This is a genomic window from uncultured Imperialibacter sp. (genome assembly GCF_963974565.1).
Classification (GTDB): domain Bacteria; phylum Bacteroidota; class Bacteroidia; order Cytophagales; family Cyclobacteriaceae; genus Imperialibacter; species Imperialibacter roseus.
Map to the genome: position 1 here is coordinate 1 of NZ_CAXBCJ010000008.1, position 19,683 is coordinate 19,683.

Below are 19,683 nucleotides of genomic sequence, written 5' to 3' on the forward strand. Positions count from 1 at the left end.
CTCGTTGGGCTATTTGTTTCTGAGACCTTGGTAGTAATCAATAAGCCCAGCACTGCCCTTTCTGAGTTCTGTATTTTAGAAGGTGAAAATCACATACAACCTAAAACCACTCGATTAAGTCTTAGGTTTGCCAAAAAACACAAATCAGGAGTACGAAAAATTGCCACAAAGGCACAAAGACTCTAAGAAATCCCTTCGCTAACACCAGGCTTTACCATCAAAAACTAAAGCTTTGTGCCCTTCGTGTCTTTGTGGCATCCTTCTCGTTGGGCTATTTGTTTCTGAGACCTTGGTAGTAATCAATAAGCCCAGCACTGGTTTTGGGCCAATTGTACTTCTCAAGCACTGCGTCTTTACCATTCTCGCCCATTCTCATAGCTTGGGACGGGTCTTTGGAAATAGCAATTATCTGCCTGGCCAAATCCTCAGCATTCCCTCCCTCATGAACCAATCCGCACTGAGCTTCCTCAACCACCCTGACTTGGGGTGGGCAATCACTTACTACGAGAGGTTTACCCATCGCCATGTACTGAAAAATCTTATTGGCGAATGTGGTGTCGTGGTGCAAATTGCGGTGGATGGGTGACACACAAACCGAAGCGACACTTATGTAAGAGGGGAAAAGAGATACGTCCTGCCAGCCTTCAAAACTTACAAATTCTGAAACACCGAGTTCGCTGGCCCGATGCCGCAACTGCACATCTTCAGTGCTCTTGCCGACGACAATCAAATGTGCATTCTTAATTGTCTTCAAGACCAAAGGCAGCGCCTCAATAAGCTCCATGGTTCCACGCCTCAAGCCGGTATCGCCCACATATACAATGTTGAAAGTATCCTTAAAGCGAGCGGCAATCCCAGCGTCTATGAAATAGTTCAAAAAGATGTCCGGGTGAATCGTGTTGGGCACCACCACCACTTTTCCAGGCTCTATACCGGCAGAACGAACTGCTTCGTCCCGTGCTTCTTCTGTCACCAATACCACCTTTTCGGCTTTTCTCAGAAGCTCGTTTTGTGCCTTTTCCCACCTGGATAAATTGATCAGGTATTTGCCCGGAAACTTCTTCAAATGAGGGTAAAACTGCATAATCACCGGTCTGTTCTCGTGAAGGTCAAGAGTCAATGGAAGACCGAATTTTTCGTTTGCCTGAAAAGCAGCTCTCGCCAGCACCATGTCATGTACATGCAACGCTTGTATGTTGTTCTTCTCAATGAAGTGAACAATCATCGGCTTCACTTTCCTATGAAAAAAAGGAAAATCATAGGCCAGCGCCGAAGACTTATATATCCATTTACCTGCTGCGTATCTTTTGACCCTTATACCATTCCAAACTTCCTCGCCTGCTTCCTTTTTGTACGCTAACGAGAAAAGGAATACGTCGAAACCAGCTTCAATCAGACTTACCGCTTCATTCTCCACCCGGGAGTCGGGCGGAAAATCCTGATCGAGTAACATGCCTATTCTGAGTGGGGCCATTCCGGTTTGTTCTGGATAATTTGATAACTTCGAGCCGCAAAATACAAACAATGCAAACATCGCAAGCCAGGTACGAGCAGGCAAAAGAACTAGCAGCCAATTTTTTCTTCATCAAGCGGAACATCAAGGTGCCTGCAGAAGCGGCCAAAGGTGCCAACTTCACCTACTTGTCTTACAGAATCCTTCGACCGGTACTCAAGACCTACTACTGGACTTTTAAGCAGTTCAACCGCATGACAGCCTGGACATCTCCAGCTTCCATTGTCATTTTCAGGGAGTTGCTGACGAAAGACATGAAAGGTGTTGAGTTTGGCAGTGGAAAAAGCACGGCTTTTTTTGCGCAGCACCTCGGTCAACTCACTAGTATTGAACACCACAAAGGCTGGTATGAGAAAGTGCAAGCCTGGATGAAAGAGCGAAATATCAACAACGTGGATTACAGGCTGGTAGAGCCTGATGGAAAAGAAAAGCCATTTCCAGCATCAATAATGAGTTACTTTCCCGAACGGCTAAAAACCAAAAAAGGATTCGTCAACTACGTAAGCGAGTTGCTTACCTTCGACGATAATTCGATTGACTTCCTGCTTGTTGACGGCCGTGCCCGCACCGAATGTGCTCTGATTGGCATTCACAAACTGAAGCCTGGGGGCATGCTCGTGCTGGACAATGCAGAAAGAGACTGGTACAAACCGGTACATGAGGCTGTAAAAGATTGGCCGTGCGTGTTCACTTCCACTGGCCTTACCGACACCGTTATCTGGTTTAAACCATAACCATGGGCGTAGTCATCCGGCAGAGCTTTATCACAACCGTGCTTACCTATGTGGGCGTGGTGATTGGCTATGTCAACGTGCTTATCCTTTTTCCAAAATTTCTGACACCTGAAGAAATTGGCCTGGTTCGGCTTATTCCAAGTGCCGCCTTTCTCCTGTTACCGCTGGCTCAGCTTGGCCTCGCCCAATGCACCGTTCGTTTCTATCCGGCGTTCGAAAAAAAGAAAAACGGCCCTGGCGAACTGCTGGCCTTTGGCTTCATTGGGGTAACGATCGGCTACCTGATCACACTTGTCCTTTACAATATTTTCAGGGAACCCATCACGGCCTATTTTGCTAAGGAGTCTGGGTTGGTCAACAACTACCAGTGGGTGATCCTGGCTGTGCTGCTGGTGATGTCGTTTCAGGCAGTAGCCGAAGGGTATTCCCGGGCACTCTTAAAAATTGTGGCGGCTAACTTTGCCAAAGAAGTGCTTGTGAGGGTTGGGACAAGTATCACCGTGCTGCTCTATGCTGTGAATATCATCACTTTCCCTGTCATGGTTTACACCATGATTTTGGTCTACGGTGTATCGTTGCTTTACCTGCTCGGCTATCTTGCTTACCGCAAGCAGCTGTCACTCAAATTCTCTTTTTCTACATTCGAAAGGCCACAACTGAAAGAAATGATGGTCTACAGCATGTATGCGTTGCTGGGTGCCGGCGGTTCTTTCATCATCTTGAATATTGATCAAATCATGATCAGCGGAATAATAGGCCTGAGCTGGAATGGCATCTATACCACTGCCTTTTACATCGCTGTAGTGATCGAAATGCCCCGCCGGGCACTGACGCAGATAACGACACCCCTAATTTCCCGGGCTTTCGACAAGCACGACATGGTGGAGATAGACAAGTTGTACAAAAAGGTGTCCATCAACCAGATGATTGCTGGGTCACTTTTATACACCGGCATTGCAGCCAACCTCAATTCCATCTTTGCGCTGGTACCCAACAACGAAGCCTTTATCCAGGGGGTTACCGTGGTGAACATCATCGGTTTGGGCAAACTGCTGGACATGACCTTTAGCTTGAACGGGGAGATCATTGTGATGTCGAAGTACTTCAGGTTCAACGTGGCGTCGTTGGTGATCCTGGCTATCCTGGCTGTTGTGCTTAACCTGTGGCTTATTCCGCTCTATGGCATTGATGGAGCAGCCTGGGCTTCCGCCATTTCTCTCTTCATTTACAATTTGGTGAAGATGATTTTTGTGTGGATGAAACTCGGAGTTCAGCCATTCACATGGAAAAATGTGAGTATGCTGGTCATTTCTGGACTGGTGCTTTTGGCCGGCATCTATCTTCCTGCTTTTTCAAATGTATTTTTGGATATTTTCGTCCGGTCTACAATGATCACGTTCTTATTTGGCGGGGCCGTCCTTCTTTTTAGAATTTCACCCGATGTGAATGAGTTGGTAAAGGTGGTTTGGGGTAGGTTTAGGCAGTAACTCACAGTCAGAAAACGGATATAGCAAAAGAAGAATCCGTGGTTTGAAAAAGAGCTAACCCCAGAACCAGGAAATTACGTTTACCAACTACTGACTTAACTATCAGAGAAAGTGAACCCCAAACCTCTACTTGATTATATCGCCAGGTATATAGCTCTTACCGTAGAAGAGCAGCATTTGCTGCTGGCCAATATCAATCAGAGGCGGTATCTAAAAGGACAGTACGTCGTACAACAAGGCGACATTTGCCAATTTGAGAGCTTTGTGTTATCGGGGTGTTTGAAGTCATTTTACGTAGATCCGGACGGACACGAGCATATTGCCATGTTTGCAATAGAAAACTGGTGGGTAGCCGATTTGGGTAGCTTTATCAAGCAAAAGCCTGCCGACTACAACGTACTTTGTTTGGAGACTACTGAGCTGATCCAAATCCATCATGAGAAGCTTGAGGAGCTTTACCAAAAAATCCCATCACTCGAACGATTCTTCCGGATTATTATTCAAAACGCCTTTGTGGCTTCGCAAGATAGGATAGTGCAAAGTATGAGCGTTCCTGCTAAGGAGAGATACCTGGCTTTTAGAAAAAAATATCCTCTAATAGAGCAACGTGTGCCTCAATATATGATCGCCTCTTACCTTGGTATCACTAAGGAGTTTCTCAGCAAAATCAGAAGTCAGCTTATCCATGAGCAATAGATGTTAATCTAGTTGAACCTTCCTTTTTAATCTGGTTTATTCTCCCGCAGTATCTCAGGTCGGAACTTTGTGCCTCACAAAACACAAAGTAATATGTCAACATTATTAGAAAAGATCAGTGACCTGAACGACCTTGTTCTTCAGGGCAAGGCCATGGAAGCCTTTGAAAGGTACTACCATGAAGATGTAGTGATGCAGGAAAACGAAACGAAGCCCACTGTGGGCAAGGCCGCCAACAGAAGGCGGGAAGAAGAGTTTTTCGCAGCAATCACAGAGTTTAGAGGGGCGAAACCGCTCAAGGTTGCTGTTGGTGAAAGCGTGACCATGGTAGAATGGCACTACGACTACACCCACAAAGACTGGGGAACCAGAAACTACACCCAGATATCTGTGCAGGAATGGCGGAACGGCCAAATCGTACTTGAGAAATTCTACTACGGAGTTTGAAAAGGAAGGAATCATGATCAATAAAATTTTTAAAACCCCCGATACATGGGAGCCTTTCGTTTTGAGAGTGCTACTTGGTCTTGTCATTTTTCCTCATGGTGCCCAAAAGCTTTTTGGCTGGTTTGAGGGTTATGGCTTTGATGGAACGATGATCTTCTTCACCGAAATTGTTGGCATGCCTTGGGTGCTCGGCTTCCTGGTGATCCTATTAGAAGCACTAGGCTCCATTGTTCTGCTGGCCGGTTTTGCTACGAGAATTTTGGCAGCCTCCTACATTTTGCTTGCGATAGTAATTGTTACGACCTCTCACTTGCAACATGGTTTTTTTATGAACTGGTATGGAAATCAGCCTGGAGAAGGGATTGAGTTCTTCATCCTGTGGGTGGCAATAAGTACTGCACTGCTCCTTTCCGGAGGTGGTAGATACTCTGTTGATAAGTGCTTATCCGGCGTACTACCTGAGCAAGCCCATTCCTTTTAAAAAGTAGATGCTGGCTTTGAGACTGACGAATCAAAACCAGCATCTACAAATTTTACCAAAGCCCAAGCTTCCACGGGTACACAAAAAGGTAGTGGCTAACCACGATGAGCATGTACATCCTGAAAAATCGGTTCTGCCTGAAAAAGACCAATAAAGATAGAAGAGCTGCCAACACAAACCCATTGAATACCCAACCGTTGGCCGCTGTGACCAAGAAGCCTGCAGCAACCAAGGCCCATACGGAAGAGACAGCCGTAAAAAATGCGGTGGCGGCCAGGGAGATAGCCTTTTGTTTGCCATCCTTCACTCCCATGTAGGTCGCAATAAATCCAGCTACTGGCCAGAACAATACAGTTAGCACCCCTCTTGCGTTTATATCAAGGAAATCAACCAGGGCCGGTAGCATAAAAACAACCAGGCTAAAGGACAACCCAAGCGAAAAAATTACGCCTGGTTTTTCCTCAGCCTTCAGATATTGCCAGCTTATGGCATGGAAATGAAGCCCGGCAGAAGCAATGGTAATAACCAGCAATATTCGAGACACAAAATCTTCGTACCCCAACGTCAGCGAAGGCATTCTCAACACAAATACTGCTGCAAATAATATGAAAATAAATCTTTCAATAGCTGGCGTATACCTTTCGTGAAGCCAGGTCAGCAGATAGTTTTCGTTGCCTCTCAGGTAGAAAAAAGAAATGGAGTAAGATAAACACAGCGCCAACACCGCCATTGTCCTCAGCTCAATAGCTCCTGGCAGGTGCAGGATTTGAAAAGTAAATGACGCCAGAAACAGCAGCACTCCCAACAGGATTGCTACAAGCAGCCACCCTCCCCTCTTTTCTTTATTGGCTATCATTCCGAACGTAGATCCGCTGATCAACGCAAGCGCAATGGCTATAAAAGATCCGATGAGCATTTGCCCGGCACCGGGAAACTTCATCAGCTTAAATACCGATCCTGCGAAAAGCAGGAAAAAAGAAAGGTAGGCAAGCCACTTCGAGAGCGATTCTCTTTTGTTCATTGTTTCCATGGTTTCTAATTGTATAGTTTGAATTTGTTTTGGAGGTAGTTCCTTAGTGATCGCCAGCCAGGCAGCATCAAAAGACTGCCCGGATGCTATCAGCTTTTCTATATCGCAGCTAACATGATCAAGCACCTCATCCTGCAGGGGCTTGTAGGTCATACCCTGGCGGGCAAGGTAATCTCTGATGGCCTGAAGCTGTTCTTTGCTCAAGCTCCCCATATCTCCAGACTTATGTTCGGTGCCGGCAGCAGGATATTTTTCAGGGTCTCGGTAAATTTTTGCAATTCCGACACTTTTACCTTTGCCAACTCCACTCCCTGTGGCGTAAGCGAATAGTACTTTCTGGCACGTCCGTCCACCACCTCGGTTTCGGCAACCAGCAACCCCTCATTCTCCAGCTTGTAAAGAACGGGGTAAAGAGCACCATAGGTCAGTTTGATCTCGCTTGCAGAAAGCTCCTCCACTTTCTGGCTGATCTCATATCCATACATTTGCTTGTTTTCGGCAAGGAGCTTCAGAATAATGGTCTTCAGCGTGCCTTTTATAAATTCAGATGATGACATTGTTATATATTTAATTTTCTTAAATATATACGATTGAAAATTGAAACACAAATATTACACCCATCTTTCGACACCAGACTATCAACAGGGGGGCCAAAAAGGACACATCTTCAATTACCTCTAATCCGTCGCCTCTCTGGCAGTGTTCATCGAAACAACGGTTACCAGGCATTCTGGAGGGGTATAAACGATCAAAACAAACAATTTATCCTATGAACTGGCTAACGAAACTTTTCTCAAAAAAATCTAATAACCAACTGGTGATGAAATTCTCAAAGGACGACAATACCTGGTTGGTAATGAAAGAGTACTCCATCATGTTTATTGGAAGCGAAACAGCGTGTAATACATATATGAGGAATTTTGCTTCGAAGTAAAATCCTCGTTGAAGAAATCGTTAGCTGACCAACGACGGCTATCGATCTGGTTTATTAGTTTGAAGCCCATACCTGCCCTTCGGGGCCCAACAGGTATGGCTTTTTTTCTTTTCGTTTCTCCTTCATATGTTGCCCTTCAGCTTGAGCAACTCTTTTTGGATCAATCTGTATTTCCGGGGATTGAATGTTTCGTTTGTGGTTAAATAAAAAAGCAAAACTGGCTCAATGCGTCTCGCCCGGCCGGGCTTCTCCAGTCGGATAGGCTTGGACCTTTTGCTTTTTTTATGACTACTCGGGATATTGGGTGTAAAGGGTGATCCTCCAGATTTTCCGCTTGATCCTTCTTTTTCTGCTCGATCGTGTTGCCGCATGGGTCTGTCGATGTCAAATTCCACTTCATCGAAACATCACTTACTTCTGTTTTGCATACCGTATTAATAGGCAAATCAACTACTAAATGATATGTCGTGGCTACCCGCAGTTTTTACGAAGATATTAAAGCCAAAAAGTGAACTTAGGCTGAAGTATTCAAAGGATGACAATGTATGGCTTGTGATGAAGGAGCACTCAATCCTGTTCATGGGAGACGAAATGCAATGCAGTATTTACATGCGAAATTTCGCTCGAAAGTGACATCTTCATAATTGTAACTCTAAACCAGGTGGTTTTTAACCAATGTAGGCTTTGAACTTAGCCCCGGCCTGATCCCTAAACAGGCATGCAGATTTAGTTTTATGGAACTACGTATTTGGAAAACACAAAAAATAATTTCAATAGTACCAATTTTTACTACGTCGTCTCATATCCCGGCTCTATCGACACCTACTTCCTATTCGTCGAAACAAAATTTCTCGCTCTCTTTTCCTCCGTATAATTGAATAACCAAACAAAAAAATATCATGAACTGGTTTTCAAAAGTGCTCGCTCAGGTGTCAAAATCAAAGGATCAGCTTACTCTGAAATTCTCAAAGGACGACAATACCTGGTTGGTAATGAAAGAGTACTCGATCATGTTTATTGGAAGCGAAACAGCGTGTAATACATATATGAGGAATTTTGCTTCGAAGTAAAATCCTCTTTGAAGAAATCGTTAGCTGACCAACGACGGCTATCGATCTGGTTTATTAGTTTGGAGTCCATGCCTGCCCTTCGGGGGCCAACAGGTGTGGGCTTCTTTTTTTTATACATATGATGATAATCATAAAAAGGAAATTCTCTGCTCTTTATACTTGCATCAGTATTTGAAAAAGCGGCAAGTAATGAAGCAGGATATTGCATCCAGAGCAGACATCGAAAAACTGGTTGACCAGTTCTACAGCAAAATCAGAATCGACGGTACGATAGGTTACATTTTCACAGACATCGCTGCACTCGATTTTGCCAGGCACATGCCCACCATGTATAAGTTTTGGGAGACTACCCTCCTGGGAATAATGTCATACAAAGGCCATCCGATGTCGGTGCATATCCAACTGGACAAGAAAGAGCAGTTGAAAAAAGAACACTTCGACCGATGGCTGGAACTATGGACAGCCACTGTGGACGACCTCTTCGAAGGACCAAAGGCGGAAGAGGCCAAGACGAGAGCCTCCCAAATCCGCTACCTCATGCAATACAAAGTAGAGCAAAGCAGGCAATTGTCTAGCCCCTGAAATTATTTAGTGTGTGAATCACCCTTTGCACTTCATCATCAGTTAGCTCGGGAAACATAGGAAGGGAAAGAATGCTGCTCTTTTCAGACGAACAAACTGACAGCCCCTCAGGGTCTGTTCTGAACGACCGGTATGGGGAAAGTTCGTTAATAGGGGCTGGATAGTGAATAGCGACACCAACGCCGCCACGATCTAAGTGTCGGATCAGGTTTTCCCTGTCATCTGTTTGAATTACATATTGATGAAAAACAGCATAGTCTGGATCTCCCACCTGCGGCAATCGGTACATCGACCTGTCGAGACCATACATATAGTAGGTGGCGATGGATCTTCGTCTTGTATTCCACTGATCGAGCAAAGGAAGCTTCGATCTCAGAAAAGCTGCCTGAAGCTCGTGCAGCCGACTGTTTCTGCCTGCCACTTTATGTACATCCCGTGCGGGCTGTCCATGATTGCCCACCAACCGAACTGTAGCCGCATATTCGTCGTCGTTGGTAACAACTGCGCCCCCATCGCCCAGGCAGCCCAGGTTCTTGGTGGGGTAAAAGCTAAAGCAGCCAAAGTCTCCAATGGTACCTGCATTTTTTCCCTGATAAACAGCTCCATGCGCATGGGCACAGTCTTCGATCAATACCAGCTTATGTGCGTCTCGTATTTCCAATAATTCATTCACGTGCGCTGGCTGCCCATACTGATGCACGACAATAATGGCTCTTGTTGTCTTCGAAATGCACCTTTGAACTGATGCCGGATCGATGGTGTATTCTCCGGGAAGGGCGTCAGCGAAGACAGGCGAAGCCCCCACATTGATGACCGACTCTGCAAGGGAAACCCAGGTATTGGCAGGAACAATTACTTCGTCTCCGGCCTTTATACCCGCAGCCTTCAATGCCAGCTCCAGGGCGTCGGTGCCATTGCCGCAGCCAATGCAGTGCTTCACGCCCAAATACTCTCCAAACTCCTTCTCAAAGGCCTTGACCTCCTCACCAAGAACAAACCAGCTTTTGCTCAGCACCCTGTCATAAGCCTCGTCAAGAGCGGGTCTCAGCTTCTGATGTTGTCGGCTTATATCAAAATGTGGGATTGTATTCATAATATGTAGTCAGGCTAAAACCTGCGTCAGCGCTTGTTATCAATAAAAATTTCGAACAACCTGTTTGAGAGCTTCATAGCGAGGCTCCTTCTGGCGTATTTATCAAAGTGCTTAGGTGCGAATGGTTGGTCAGCTTTGAAATCAGCAAACTGTTTCTCTAACGCTCGCCTAACTCCAACCTTGTCGTTGAATCCAAGGCATGCACCTGCCCCCGTATCCTCAATGATTTTGGCAACATCTCCGGCAGAATCACCGATAGCCAAAATCGGTCGCTTCGCCTCCAAGTATTCAAAAAACTTTCCGGGTATGTGTCCTTTTGCATTGCCGGAATCATTCATTACCAGCAATTGAACCGTGCTGGTTTTCATCGCCCTTCTTGCACTGCCATGAGACAGGTAGCCATCAACAGCGAGCTTACCCTTCAGCTCAGGAAAAGCCTCGATAGATGCAATCACCTGATCACTAAGAATACCTGCCAGGTAAATTTCCAAACTAGTAGCAAATTCCCTGTTTTCGACGCACAGCTCCGAAAGCACCTCCCATAACACCAGAGGGTTTCTCATTTCATTGAGCATGCCAATATGTGCAAGCCTAAATTTTCCACCTGGCACCGTAGGCTTTTCACTTTCCATAGCATGCTCGTCGTACCCATTCGTTAGCACAAACGTTTTAGTGGCACCCAATCGGCTAAAATCGGCCGCCCAGGCATTACTAACCGTTATGAGCAAATCACAGTTTTTGATAACCTTTTGTTCGAGAAAACTGTGACGTTTACGAGCCCACCCTTTCACCCCAAGCTTGTCGAGAATGTCCCATTGTGACCAGGGATCTCTGAAATCAGCTACCCACTTTACTCCCGTCTTTTTTTGGAGCTTCATGCCAATCAAATGCATGCTGTGCGGAGGCCCCGTGGTGATAATCAGGTCAATGTTATTGCTCTTAATCATTGGAGCCAGAAAGCGAACCGACGGTCTGACCCAAAAGACTCTGGGGTCGGGAATGAAAAAGGTAGCTCTGGCCCAAATAAGGAATGTATCAAGAAAGCCTTTCTTCTTTTTCTCAAGCACTTGCCCCTGCCTGGGCTGTCCGTCCTTACCGAAATATTTTAGTGGCTCCCAAATCGGAAACTTCCGAACCTCCAGATTGTCAGCTACTTCCCTCATCAGCGTGTCATCTTTGAGGCTGAATGCCGGATTTTCCGGAGTGAAAATGATAGGCTCAACACCAAATTCCGGGAGGTGACTGGAAAGTTTCAGCCATCTCTGAACACCCCCTCCTGCACTCGGGGGCCAATAGTAAGTAACTATCAATACTTTCAGTTTTTTCATCCCGGCTAGGCTAAGAATAAGCAAACATACAAAAAGAGACCATTGGCCATTTCAAGATTAATAGTAGATTTGCCACGCATTAGCGAAAAGCGTTAGAAATTTATCTTTTTGTGCCTACCTTAGAATGTTAGAAGTCTCTGCTTTTCACAAGGTTGGCGAGCTAAGCGCAAACAAATGGTTTTTTAATGAAGAAAATAGCTGTATTTACTTCGGGTGGTGATGCACCTGGCATGAATGCTTGTATAAGGTCTGTTGTTAGAAGTGCTCTTTATCATGAACTTGAGATCTACGGAATCAAGTATGGTTATAATGGAATGATTGAGGGGGACATCTACAAAATGAAGTCTTATTCCGTTAGCAACATCGTTCAAAGGGGCGGCACGATACTCAAATCGGCCAGAAGTAAAGATTTCATGACCAAGGAAGGTCGCAAGAAGGCCTATGAGCAGCTTTCGTCAAGAGGAATAGAAGGCCTGATTGCCATTGGTGGAGACGGAACCTTTACCGGTGCTAATATCTTCTTTGAGGAGTATGGCATTCCGGTGGTGGGTGCGCCAGGCACAATTGACAACGACCTATTTGGTTCTGACTATACTATTGGCTTTGATACAGCGGTAAACACTGCGCTCGAAGCCATCGACAAAATAAGAGATACGGCCATGTCGCACGACAGGGTCTTTTTTATCGAAGTAATGGGGCGGCACTCAGGCTATATTGCTATCCAGTCAGGCATCGGCGGCGGTGCCGAGTTGGTGATGGTGCCTGAAACTTCTACTACCATCAACGAAGTGATTAATGCCCTTCAAAAAGGCAAAGATGCGCAGAAGACCTCCTCCATTGTGGTAGTGGCTGAAGGAGGTGAGGAAGGCAATGCACATGAAATTGCCGCCAAAGTAGCACCGCATTTGCCAAAAGCGGATATACGGGTTTCCACGCTGGGTCACATCCAGCGAGGCGGCAACCCCACCGCTTTTGACAGGATTCTTGCTTCCAGACTAGGGCTGGCTGCAGTAGAAGGTCTTTTGAATGGGGAAAAAAATGTAATGGTAGGTATTATCGACAAAGAAGTGGTATACACCAACTTAAAAATCGCCATTTCAAAGTCGAAGCCGCTCGATCAGGATTTGATTCGGCTCGTCGAAATCCTTAGCATCTAATTGTCATGGGCTTTTTACCCATCTTCCTGGCCCTTTCTCTCTTTCTCATGCTTTGGGGCATGGTGGTCAACCAGTTTCTTCGCTCTGAGAAAAAAAAGATACTCACCTCGGCCAGTGAATTCGGGCTTTCCGGGAGCCTGCAGGTGATTGACCAGCAACTGGCTTCAGAAGATTCAAAGGAGCTTAGAAGCCTGAGAGCACAGATGTTTCGTTATAACAAGCTGATTTCCAGCTTCCCCTACCGGATTGTGGCTGTGCTAATGAAGCTGAGTAAGTTCTAAACGCTGAGGCCATTCTCACGAAGCATCTTATACACTTCAGCGGTTGCCAACCGGTCAAACCACTGAACCTCCGCATCTTTTCTAAACCAGGTCAGCTGTCTCTTTGCGTACCTTCGTGAGTTCCGCTTGAGCAGCCGAACAGCCTCTGCTTTGTCGTAGTTGCCTTCCAGGTAGCCGAACACCTCCTGATAACCCAGCGTTTGCAGCGACTGAAGATGCCTGTTGCCAAAAAAAAACTCAGCCTCTTCAAAAAGGCCGTTGGCGATCATTTGATCCATGCGCAGGTCGATACGGTCGTACAATTGCTGGCGGTCAGCCGTAAGACCTATTTTGATAGTAGAAAACGGCCGCTCACTTTTACCCTGCCGCATCCTGAAAGAAGAGAACGTTTTCCCTGTCGATTCAATTACCTCAGCCGCTCTCACAAGCCTCACAGGGTTGTTTTTATCAACCTCTTGAAAAAACTCAGGGTCGTGATCTTCAACGTATTTTCTCACTTCCGAAAGACCGTTTTCTGCCACATTCGCATTCCACTTCTCACGCACACCTTCTTTGATAACAGGCATTTCATCCATGCCATCGCACACCGCCTGCACATAAAGGCCCGATCCACCCACCATGATGGCTACGCCTCTCTCTTTGAAAACATCAGCCAGCACGGCTAGCGCATCTCTTTCGAACTGCCCGGCTGTGTAGTCCTCGGTAATCGACAGGCTATTAACAAAATGATGCTTCACCTGTTCAAGCATAAAAGGCTCGGGTTTTGCAGTGCCAATCTCCAGCTCCCGGTAAAACTGCCTGGAGTCGGCCGAAACGATCTCAGTCGGGAGCTTTTTGGCCAGGTCGAAAGCCAGGTCGGTCTTTCCAACGGCAGTTGGCCCCACTATTACAATCAGCTTTTTATCACTCCGACTCATTATTGGCATCCTTAAATCAGGCTCGTTTACTTATCTTTTTGCAATTTTATTAACTTTAGGCAATACGTCGCCTGTTTGGCAGACTACCTTTGATGCATGATCAGCCTTGACAACAAAACTACGGAAGAATTACGGAAGGAGATCGAAAGGCTTAATGCTGAGCTTCGGATAGCACAATCACGGTTTAAAACGTCCATAGAAGACAGCAACGACATCAGCCTGTTGCTAAACAATGACGTCATTGTCAACTGCAATGAAAAAGCTCTTGAGGTTTTCAAGGTTGGTAGCAAAGAAATTGTTGGAAAGTCAATTTTTGAATTTTGCCCGAATTTTCAAGCCGATGGCAGTGCCTCAGCAGACAAGTTCCAACAAAAAATAAAACTGGCGCTGCTTGGCCTCCCCCAAAAGTTTGTTGGAGAAATTAAAAACTCTTCTGAGAAGGTCTTCTTTTCTAAAATAAAGCTATCGGCACTAACCGAAGAGAAAAACAACCACCTGCTTTGCACAATCAAGCTGGAGAACAAGGACGATGACGCCGATGTGTATTTTCTGGAATCGGAAAAGACGTTCCAATCTCTGGCCGACAATGCTCCTGTGCTGTTGAGAATGACCAATTCCAACAACTTTTTCTATTACTTCAGCAAGCAATGGCTCAAGTTTACCGGCAAGGAAGTCGAGGAGGAGCAAAACAATGGATGGATTGCCAACATTCATGAAGAAGACCTGAATGACGTGCTGGTTACCATGGATCTGGCTTTTAAGCGTCGCAAAAAATATGAGGTTACCTACAGGCTGCGCCGCTACGACAAGAAATACAGATGGGTGCTGGATACAGGCATTCCGAGAGTCAGTAGCCTGGGTAAGTTCTCCGGCTATATATCCGCCACCATAGACATTACCGAGAGGAAGCTGGCAGAAGAAGCTGAAAGCCGTGAAAAAGCTTTGTTGGAGAGCGAAAAAAAGCTTCAAAAATCGCTCAACCAGTCTAAAATTCTTTCGCTTACCACCAACAGCGAGGGCATTATTACATTTTGCAACGAAGCATTTTTGAAAGCCACCCGAAAACCCGCCGGGGACCTCATGGGCAAGAGTCTGTTTGAGGTGTTTCAGCCCTACGGCGGCGACAACGTAACCAAAAAAAGTTTCCGAACACTGGTAGAGAGAGAGGACTACACCGAGGCACTGACTGGCGTAATTACGCTGGATGGAGACGAAATTCTCATTATACGGTTTAGCTCCATTATACTTAAGAATGCCAAGGGCCAGGTAATTGGTATCACCATCGTTGGAGAAAATATTACAGAACGACGGAAGGTTCGACAAGAGTTAGAAAAGACCAACGCCCAGCTGAAAGAACTCTTCGACAATTCGAGCGACCTTATTCAAATTTTCACATCGGAAGGAGAGTTCAGGTTTGTGAATGAGGCCTGGAAAACCAAACTCGGATACAATGACGAAGAAATAAGCCAGCTGAGGCTTACTGATTTGATACCGAAAGACTACCAAAGCAGTACAGTCGAGAACCTGAACCAAATTGGACGTGGGGAGCGAATCGAGAAGTTTGAAACTGTTTTTATCAGTAAGTTTGGTAAGAATATCTACGTTTCCGGGCGAGTCAACTGCACTATTCAGGATGGCAGCCCGACAGAGTTTAGAGGTATCTTTTACGACATTACAGAAAGGATACGTGCCGAAAAAGCGCAAAGCCTCTACTACAAAATTGCCAACCTGACGACCACCAGTAGCAATCTGGATGCGCTGTACCGCAACGTATTTGAGGAGCTTAACAAAATACTGAAGATTCAGAATTTTGCCATCAGTCTCAAAGATGAAAAAACAGGGAAAATCCAGTTCCCTTACCTCATCACCGAGTTAGAAGAGCCGTCGGAAGTCAAGCAGCTAAAAAGCATTACCAAACTGCTGGCTGAATTCACATTTGAGAGAAGCAAGCCACTGATCATTTACGAAGACGGTATTCGGCGCATTGCAGATAATAAAAAGTTGCCTCTTCATGCCAAGCTTCCGCTGATATGGCTGGGAGTGCAGGTCAATGTCGATGGTAAACCGGCGGGTGTTATTTCGTTTCATTCTTACAAAGACCGAACAGCCTATAACCACAAAGACCTTGAACTGCTGGATTTCATCTCCAGCCAGGTGTCTCTTGCGCTCGAACGCAAGTCGAACGAAGCGAAAATCATTAGCCAAAGCGCCAGGCTAAAAGCAATTTTTGAGTCTACCACTCACCAAATCTGGTCCATCGACAGGAACTACTGCTTCACTTCCTTCAACCAAAACTACGCTGATGCGCTGCAGCGCTACTATGGCATTACCCCCTCTCTGGGTGGTCAGAGCGGCTTCGACTTTCTGGTTCCAAGCCTCGGCGAGTTTTGGAAAACCAAGTACGACCGTGCTTTTAGTGGCGAAATCGTCAACTTCCAAAGCCATGTTACTGACCTCAAGGGCAACAAAATATGGAGAGATGTATTCCTCAACCCAATCTTCCTTCCCGACGGCTCTATTGAAGAGATTTCAGTTATCGCCAACGACATTACTGAGAAGAAGCTTTCGGAAGTGGCACTACAGGAAAGCGAAGAGAAATTCAGGAATATCTTCGAATCCTTTCAGGACATTTATTTCCGTTGCGATGCAAAGGGAAAGATCACGATGATCAGCCCGTCGGTCATAGAACTTTTAGGCTACACATCTAAGGAGGTAATAGGAAAAAACATCGACGAACTCTTCAGCTCGTCCGACTCCATCCACAGTGTATTCAGCAAGCTGCGAAAGAACAGAAGGCTACGAAACTTCGAGGCGACCTTGTACACAAAAGATGGAAAGGATTTGCAATGCCTCTGCAACATCCGCCTGGTATATCGCAGAAACTACCCGCTTGAAATTGAAGGTGTCGCCAGAGACATCACCACGCTGATCCGCACCAATGAAGAGCTTCGCAAAGCAAAAGAGCTGGCAGAAAGGTCACTCAAGATCAAAGAGCGTTTCCTGGCCAACATGAGCCATGAGATTAGGACGCCTATGAACGGGATCATTGGCATGCTGGATCTGATAGGCAGTACACAACTCAATCAGGAGCAGTCCGAGTACCTCAGAACAATTAAAAAGTCTTCCGAAACCCTCCTCACCATTCTCAACGACATTCTCGATTTGTCAAAAATTGAGGCGGGCAAAATGGAGATTAGAAAAAGGCCTGTAAACCTCCGGGGAACGCTGGACAAGCTTTATAACCTATTCAGCCAGCAGGCGTCAATCAACGAAACCAGCCTTCAATACACGGTAGCGAAAAGCTTACCCGAGTACTTCCTCCTTGACGAAACCAGGGTGTTGCAAGTTCTTTCGAATCTCACCTCCAATGCCATCAAGTTCTCCAAAGGGCGAGGCAAAATTTACATCAGCCTTAACGAGCACAAGAGAAAGGGGGACACCCTGATTTTGAAGGTGAAGATCAAAGATTCGGGCATTGGGATAAGCAAAGAAGACCTGAAGAAGCTCTTCGACTCGTTCAGCCAGGTTGACAACTCTATGACCAAAAAGTTTGGCGGCACAGGCCTCGGACTGGCAATATCTAAAGAGCTGACCAAATCGATGGGCGGTGAAATAGGCGTTTATTCTACGCCCGGCCTTGGCAGTACCTTTTGGTTTACCTTCGAAGCAGAAATAATAGAGCAACCCGAGGAAAGGAATCTTCCCCTTACCGACGAGGCCATTCAGAAAGTGTTCAGCAAGAAAATCCCATATATACTTCTGGTGGACGACAATGACGTCAACAGGAAGGTAGCAGGGCATATCCTTATTAAGGCGGGATGCAGGGTAGACTTTGCAGAAAACGGCGACGACGCTATTGAAATGATCCAGCAGCACCAGTACAACGTGGTTTTTATGGACATACAAATGCCCAAAAAAGACGGTGTGCAGGTCACCCGGGAGATTAAACTCCTCAACCTCGACCATCAGCCCCCAATTATCGCCATGACCGCCTATTCGATGGAAGAAGACAGGAAGAAATTCCTCGATAGTGGTTTGGACGACTATATTTCCAAACCGATCCAGGCCAAAACCATCATCCAAAAAGTGGTGGATTGGATAGAGAACAATAAGCCAAGCGAAATTGTAGTCCAAAAAATGGCCGAGGTACCTGACGACCTTAAAATTGTAAACACGCTGGTGCTGGACGAACTCAGCAAGTATGGCGGAGCCGAAATGGTTGAGTCGGTGCTCAACGACTTCTTAAAGGAGGCTCAGGAGAGTCTTGCAAACTGCAAAGACGCTCTGAGAGTGAGCAATTACGAGGTACTGAGGTCGGAACTGCACACGCTAAAGGGTAACTCCGGAACCCTGGGCATAGAGCGTTTTGCCTGGTATGTAACTCAGCTTGAACAGGAACTAAAGCGTAGCATTTACGAAGAAGTAGAAAAGAAATTAGCTCAAATAGATGCTAGCTTTGATGAATTTAAAGAAAATTACAAGTTATTTGTGGGTGCGAGTTCAACCTCATCATAATTATGAAAAAAATTCTAGTCGCTGAAGATAGCTCAGTTATTCAGAACCTTACCAAGAAGATTCTCACGCTTCAAAATTTTCAAATCACTTCGGTAAAGAATGGGGAGCAAGTGCTTCAAAAACTCAATGAAGAGTCTTTTGATCTTATCCTAATGGACATTAACATGCCTGTGATGGACGGTATCGAGTGCACAAAAAAGGTGAGAAACCTAAGTGATGAGGCTAAAAAAAATATACCTATTGTTGCCATAACCGGCAACGCCCGGAATTACACCATGGAGGAATTTCTTGCTAATGGAATCAATGACTTCATTCCCAAGCCTCTGAATTTTGACCAGCTTGTTGAAAAAGTAAGGAAGTATACCAGTTGATATGCAGGTAAAATACAGCAAACATTTCCTCAACAAATTAGAAGATATTTTCGCTGAGTCGGACTATATTCTCCGCTATGAAAAAGGCAGTTTCCATTCCGGCTACTGCATTTTAAGAGACACCAAAATTGCCATTGTCAATAAGTATTTCCCTCTTGACGGCAAAATCAATGCCTTGCTCGAGATATTAAAGTCTATAGAAATCGACCCAAAAGGCCTCAGCGAAAAAAACAGATCGCTTCTTCTGGAGCTCACCCAAACCAAGCTGGAGATTTGAAGCTGACCTTCCTCGGAACCGGCACCTCGCAGGGAGTGCCCGTCATTGCCTGCGATTGTGAAGTATGCCAGTCGGTTGACTTTCACGATAAACGACTCCGCTCCTCTGTTCATATTGAGGTTGATGGTCTCAGTCTGGTGATAGACACCGGCCCCGACTTCAGACAGCAGATGCTCCGTGAGCGAATCAAAAGACTCGATGCTGTCATCTTCACTCATGAGCACAAAGACCACACTGCCGGACTGGACGATATCAGGAGTTTTAACTTTCTACAGCAAATGGACATGCCGGTGTATGCCAGCACAGCGGTTATCACACAGCTCAAGAGAGAGTTCTCCTATATTTTTGCTGACCACAAGTATCCCGGCGTTCCATTGGTGGACGTAAAGCTTCTTGACGGGAAGCCATTCACCATAGGCAATACAACGATAACGCCTATTAATGTTATGCACTTCAAGCTGCCGGTGTTTGGTTTCAGAATTGGCGATTTCACATACATAACTGATGCCAACTACATTTCGGACGAGGAAAAGAAGAAAATAAAAGGAAGCAAGGTACTGGTGCTTAATGCCTTGCAGAAAACGCCCCACATTTCCCACTTTACGCTGGACGAAGCCATTTCTCTGGCGCAGGAGCTAAAAGCCGACCAAACCTACTTCACGCACATCTCCCACAAGCTGGGCTCGCATAGGGATGTCTCTGCTCAATTGCCAGAAAACATCTATCTTGCCTACGATGGTCAGCAGCTAACGCTTTAATTTCCTGCTGCA

The 19,683-nt window shown here is 45.8% G+C and carries 21 protein-coding genes; 15 read left to right on the forward strand and 6 right to left on the reverse strand.

Annotated features, from left to right (window positions below; genetic code table 11):
- The coding region (locus tag AAC052_RS12470) for a hypothetical protein (protein ID WP_339813684.1) at positions 1-186 on the forward strand (186 nt) is incomplete at its 5' end.
- An 85-nt stretch (positions 187-271) separates the two neighbouring features.
- Here AAC052_RS12470 and AAC052_RS12475 read toward each other — a convergent pair.
- Complete coding sequence (locus tag AAC052_RS12475; protein ID WP_339813686.1) at positions 272-1,474, reverse strand: glycosyltransferase family 4 protein; 1,203 nt, start codon at positions 1,472-1,474, stop codon at positions 272-274.
- Positions 1,475-1,524: 50 nt separating this feature from the next.
- Between AAC052_RS12475 and AAC052_RS12480 the strand changes: the two genes are divergently transcribed.
- The 5 genes from AAC052_RS12480 (at position 1,525) to AAC052_RS12500 (ending at position 5,358) form a co-directional block, all read left to right on the forward strand.
- Positions 1,525-2,247 (forward strand): class I SAM-dependent methyltransferase, encoded by a 723-nt coding sequence (locus AAC052_RS12480; RefSeq protein WP_339813687.1) that lies wholly within the window; start codon positions 1,525-1,527, stop codon positions 2,245-2,247.
- A gap of 2 nt (positions 2,248-2,249) precedes the next feature.
- Positions 2,250-3,734, forward strand: coding sequence for a polysaccharide biosynthesis C-terminal domain-containing protein (locus tag AAC052_RS12485; RefSeq protein ID WP_339813688.1), 1,485 nt, complete (start codon positions 2,250-2,252; stop codon positions 3,732-3,734).
- A gap of 111 nt (positions 3,735-3,845) precedes the next feature.
- Complete coding sequence (locus tag AAC052_RS12490) at positions 3,846-4,430, forward strand: Crp/Fnr family transcriptional regulator (protein ID WP_317487768.1); 585 nt, start codon at positions 3,846-3,848, stop codon at positions 4,428-4,430.
- Positions 4,431-4,523: 93 nt separating this feature from the next.
- Complete coding sequence (locus AAC052_RS12495) at positions 4,524-4,877, forward strand: nuclear transport factor 2 family protein (protein WP_317487769.1); 354 nt, start codon at positions 4,524-4,526, stop codon at positions 4,875-4,877.
- Between the two features lie 13 nt (positions 4,878-4,890).
- On the forward strand, positions 4,891-5,358 hold the full coding sequence (locus AAC052_RS12500) for a DoxX family protein (RefSeq protein WP_339813689.1): 468 nt from the start codon (positions 4,891-4,893) through the stop codon (positions 5,356-5,358).
- A 52-nt stretch (positions 5,359-5,410) separates the two neighbouring features.
- On the opposite strand, the gene AAC052_RS12505 is transcribed toward AAC052_RS12500, so the two are convergent.
- Positions 5,411-6,601, reverse strand: a complete 1,191-nt coding sequence (locus AAC052_RS12505; RefSeq protein WP_339813691.1) for a hypothetical protein — start codon at positions 6,599-6,601, stop codon at positions 5,411-5,413.
- Positions 6,589-6,945, reverse strand: coding sequence for a PadR family transcriptional regulator (locus tag AAC052_RS12510; RefSeq protein ID WP_317487772.1), 357 nt, complete (start codon positions 6,943-6,945; stop codon positions 6,589-6,591). The genes AAC052_RS12505 and AAC052_RS12510 overlap by 13 nt, the downstream gene beginning before the upstream one ends.
- 212 nt (positions 6,946-7,157) lie before the next feature.
- Between AAC052_RS12510 and AAC052_RS12515 the strand changes: the two genes are divergently transcribed.
- The 3 genes from AAC052_RS12515 (at position 7,158) to AAC052_RS12525 (ending at position 8,974) form a co-directional block, all read left to right on the forward strand.
- Complete coding sequence (locus tag AAC052_RS12515) at positions 7,158-7,322, forward strand: hypothetical protein (protein ID WP_339813693.1); 165 nt, start codon at positions 7,158-7,160, stop codon at positions 7,320-7,322.
- An 899-nt stretch (positions 7,323-8,221) separates the two neighbouring features.
- Positions 8,222-8,392 carry a hypothetical protein gene (locus AAC052_RS12520; protein WP_317487773.1) on the forward strand — a complete coding sequence of 57 codons (171 nt, stop codon included), beginning with the start codon at positions 8,222-8,224 and terminating at the stop codon, positions 8,390-8,392.
- Between the two features lie 189 nt (positions 8,393-8,581).
- Entirely contained in the window at positions 8,582-8,974 is a 393-nt protein-coding gene (locus tag AAC052_RS12525) for a group III truncated hemoglobin (RefSeq protein WP_339813694.1), read from the forward strand.
- Here the strand turns inward: AAC052_RS12525 and AAC052_RS12530 are convergent.
- On the reverse strand, positions 8,964-10,067 hold the full coding sequence (locus AAC052_RS12530) for a DegT/DnrJ/EryC1/StrS family aminotransferase (protein WP_339813695.1): 1,104 nt from the start codon (positions 10,065-10,067) through the stop codon (positions 8,964-8,966). The two genes, AAC052_RS12525 and AAC052_RS12530, sit on opposite strands and share 11 nt — an antisense overlap.
- Before the next feature lie 26 nt (positions 10,068-10,093).
- Positions 10,094-11,395 carry a glycosyltransferase gene (locus AAC052_RS12535; RefSeq protein WP_339813697.1) on the reverse strand — a complete coding sequence of 434 codons (1,302 nt, stop codon included), beginning with the start codon at positions 11,393-11,395 and terminating at the stop codon, positions 10,094-10,096.
- A gap of 185 nt (positions 11,396-11,580) precedes the next feature.
- Here AAC052_RS12535 and pfkA point away from each other — a divergent pair, with 185 nt between their 5' ends.
- Together pfkA and AAC052_RS12545 are read left to right on the forward strand one after the other, a co-directional pair.
- Complete coding sequence (gene pfkA, locus AAC052_RS12540; RefSeq protein WP_317487777.1) at positions 11,581-12,552, forward strand: 6-phosphofructokinase; 972 nt, start codon at positions 11,581-11,583, stop codon at positions 12,550-12,552.
- 5 nt (positions 12,553-12,557) lie between these two features.
- Entirely contained in the window at positions 12,558-12,833 is a 276-nt protein-coding gene (locus tag AAC052_RS12545) for a hypothetical protein (RefSeq protein WP_317487778.1), read from the forward strand.
- Here AAC052_RS12545 and miaA read toward each other — a convergent pair.
- Entirely contained in the window at positions 12,830-13,750 is a 921-nt protein-coding gene (gene miaA / locus AAC052_RS12550) for a tRNA (adenosine(37)-N6)-dimethylallyltransferase MiaA (RefSeq protein ID WP_339813700.1), read from the reverse strand. The two genes, AAC052_RS12545 and miaA, sit on opposite strands and share 4 nt — an antisense overlap.
- A 96-nt stretch (positions 13,751-13,846) precedes the next feature.
- On the opposite strand from miaA, the gene AAC052_RS12555 reads away from it, so the two are divergent.
- From AAC052_RS12555 to AAC052_RS12570, 4 genes are read left to right on the forward strand one after another with little or no spacing between them, the layout of a single operon-like run.
- Positions 13,847-18,265, forward strand: coding sequence for a PAS domain S-box protein (locus tag AAC052_RS12555; RefSeq protein WP_317487780.1), 4,419 nt, complete (start codon positions 13,847-13,849; stop codon positions 18,263-18,265).
- A 2-nt stretch (positions 18,266-18,267) separates the two neighbouring features.
- Positions 18,268-18,636, forward strand: a complete 369-nt coding sequence (locus AAC052_RS12560) for a response regulator (RefSeq protein ID WP_317487781.1) — start codon at positions 18,268-18,270, stop codon at positions 18,634-18,636.
- Between the two features lies 1 nt (position 18,637).
- The gene (locus AAC052_RS12565) at positions 18,638-18,913 is read left to right on the forward strand and encodes a hypothetical protein (protein WP_317487782.1); all 276 of its coding nucleotides are present in this window, start codon (positions 18,638-18,640) and stop codon (positions 18,911-18,913) included.
- The gene (locus tag AAC052_RS12570; protein WP_317487783.1) at positions 18,910-19,671 is read left to right on the forward strand and encodes an MBL fold metallo-hydrolase; all 762 of its coding nucleotides are present in this window, start codon (positions 18,910-18,912) and stop codon (positions 19,669-19,671) included. The genes AAC052_RS12565 and AAC052_RS12570 overlap by 4 nt, the downstream gene beginning before the upstream one ends.
- Positions 19,672-19,683 lie beyond the last annotated feature (12 nt).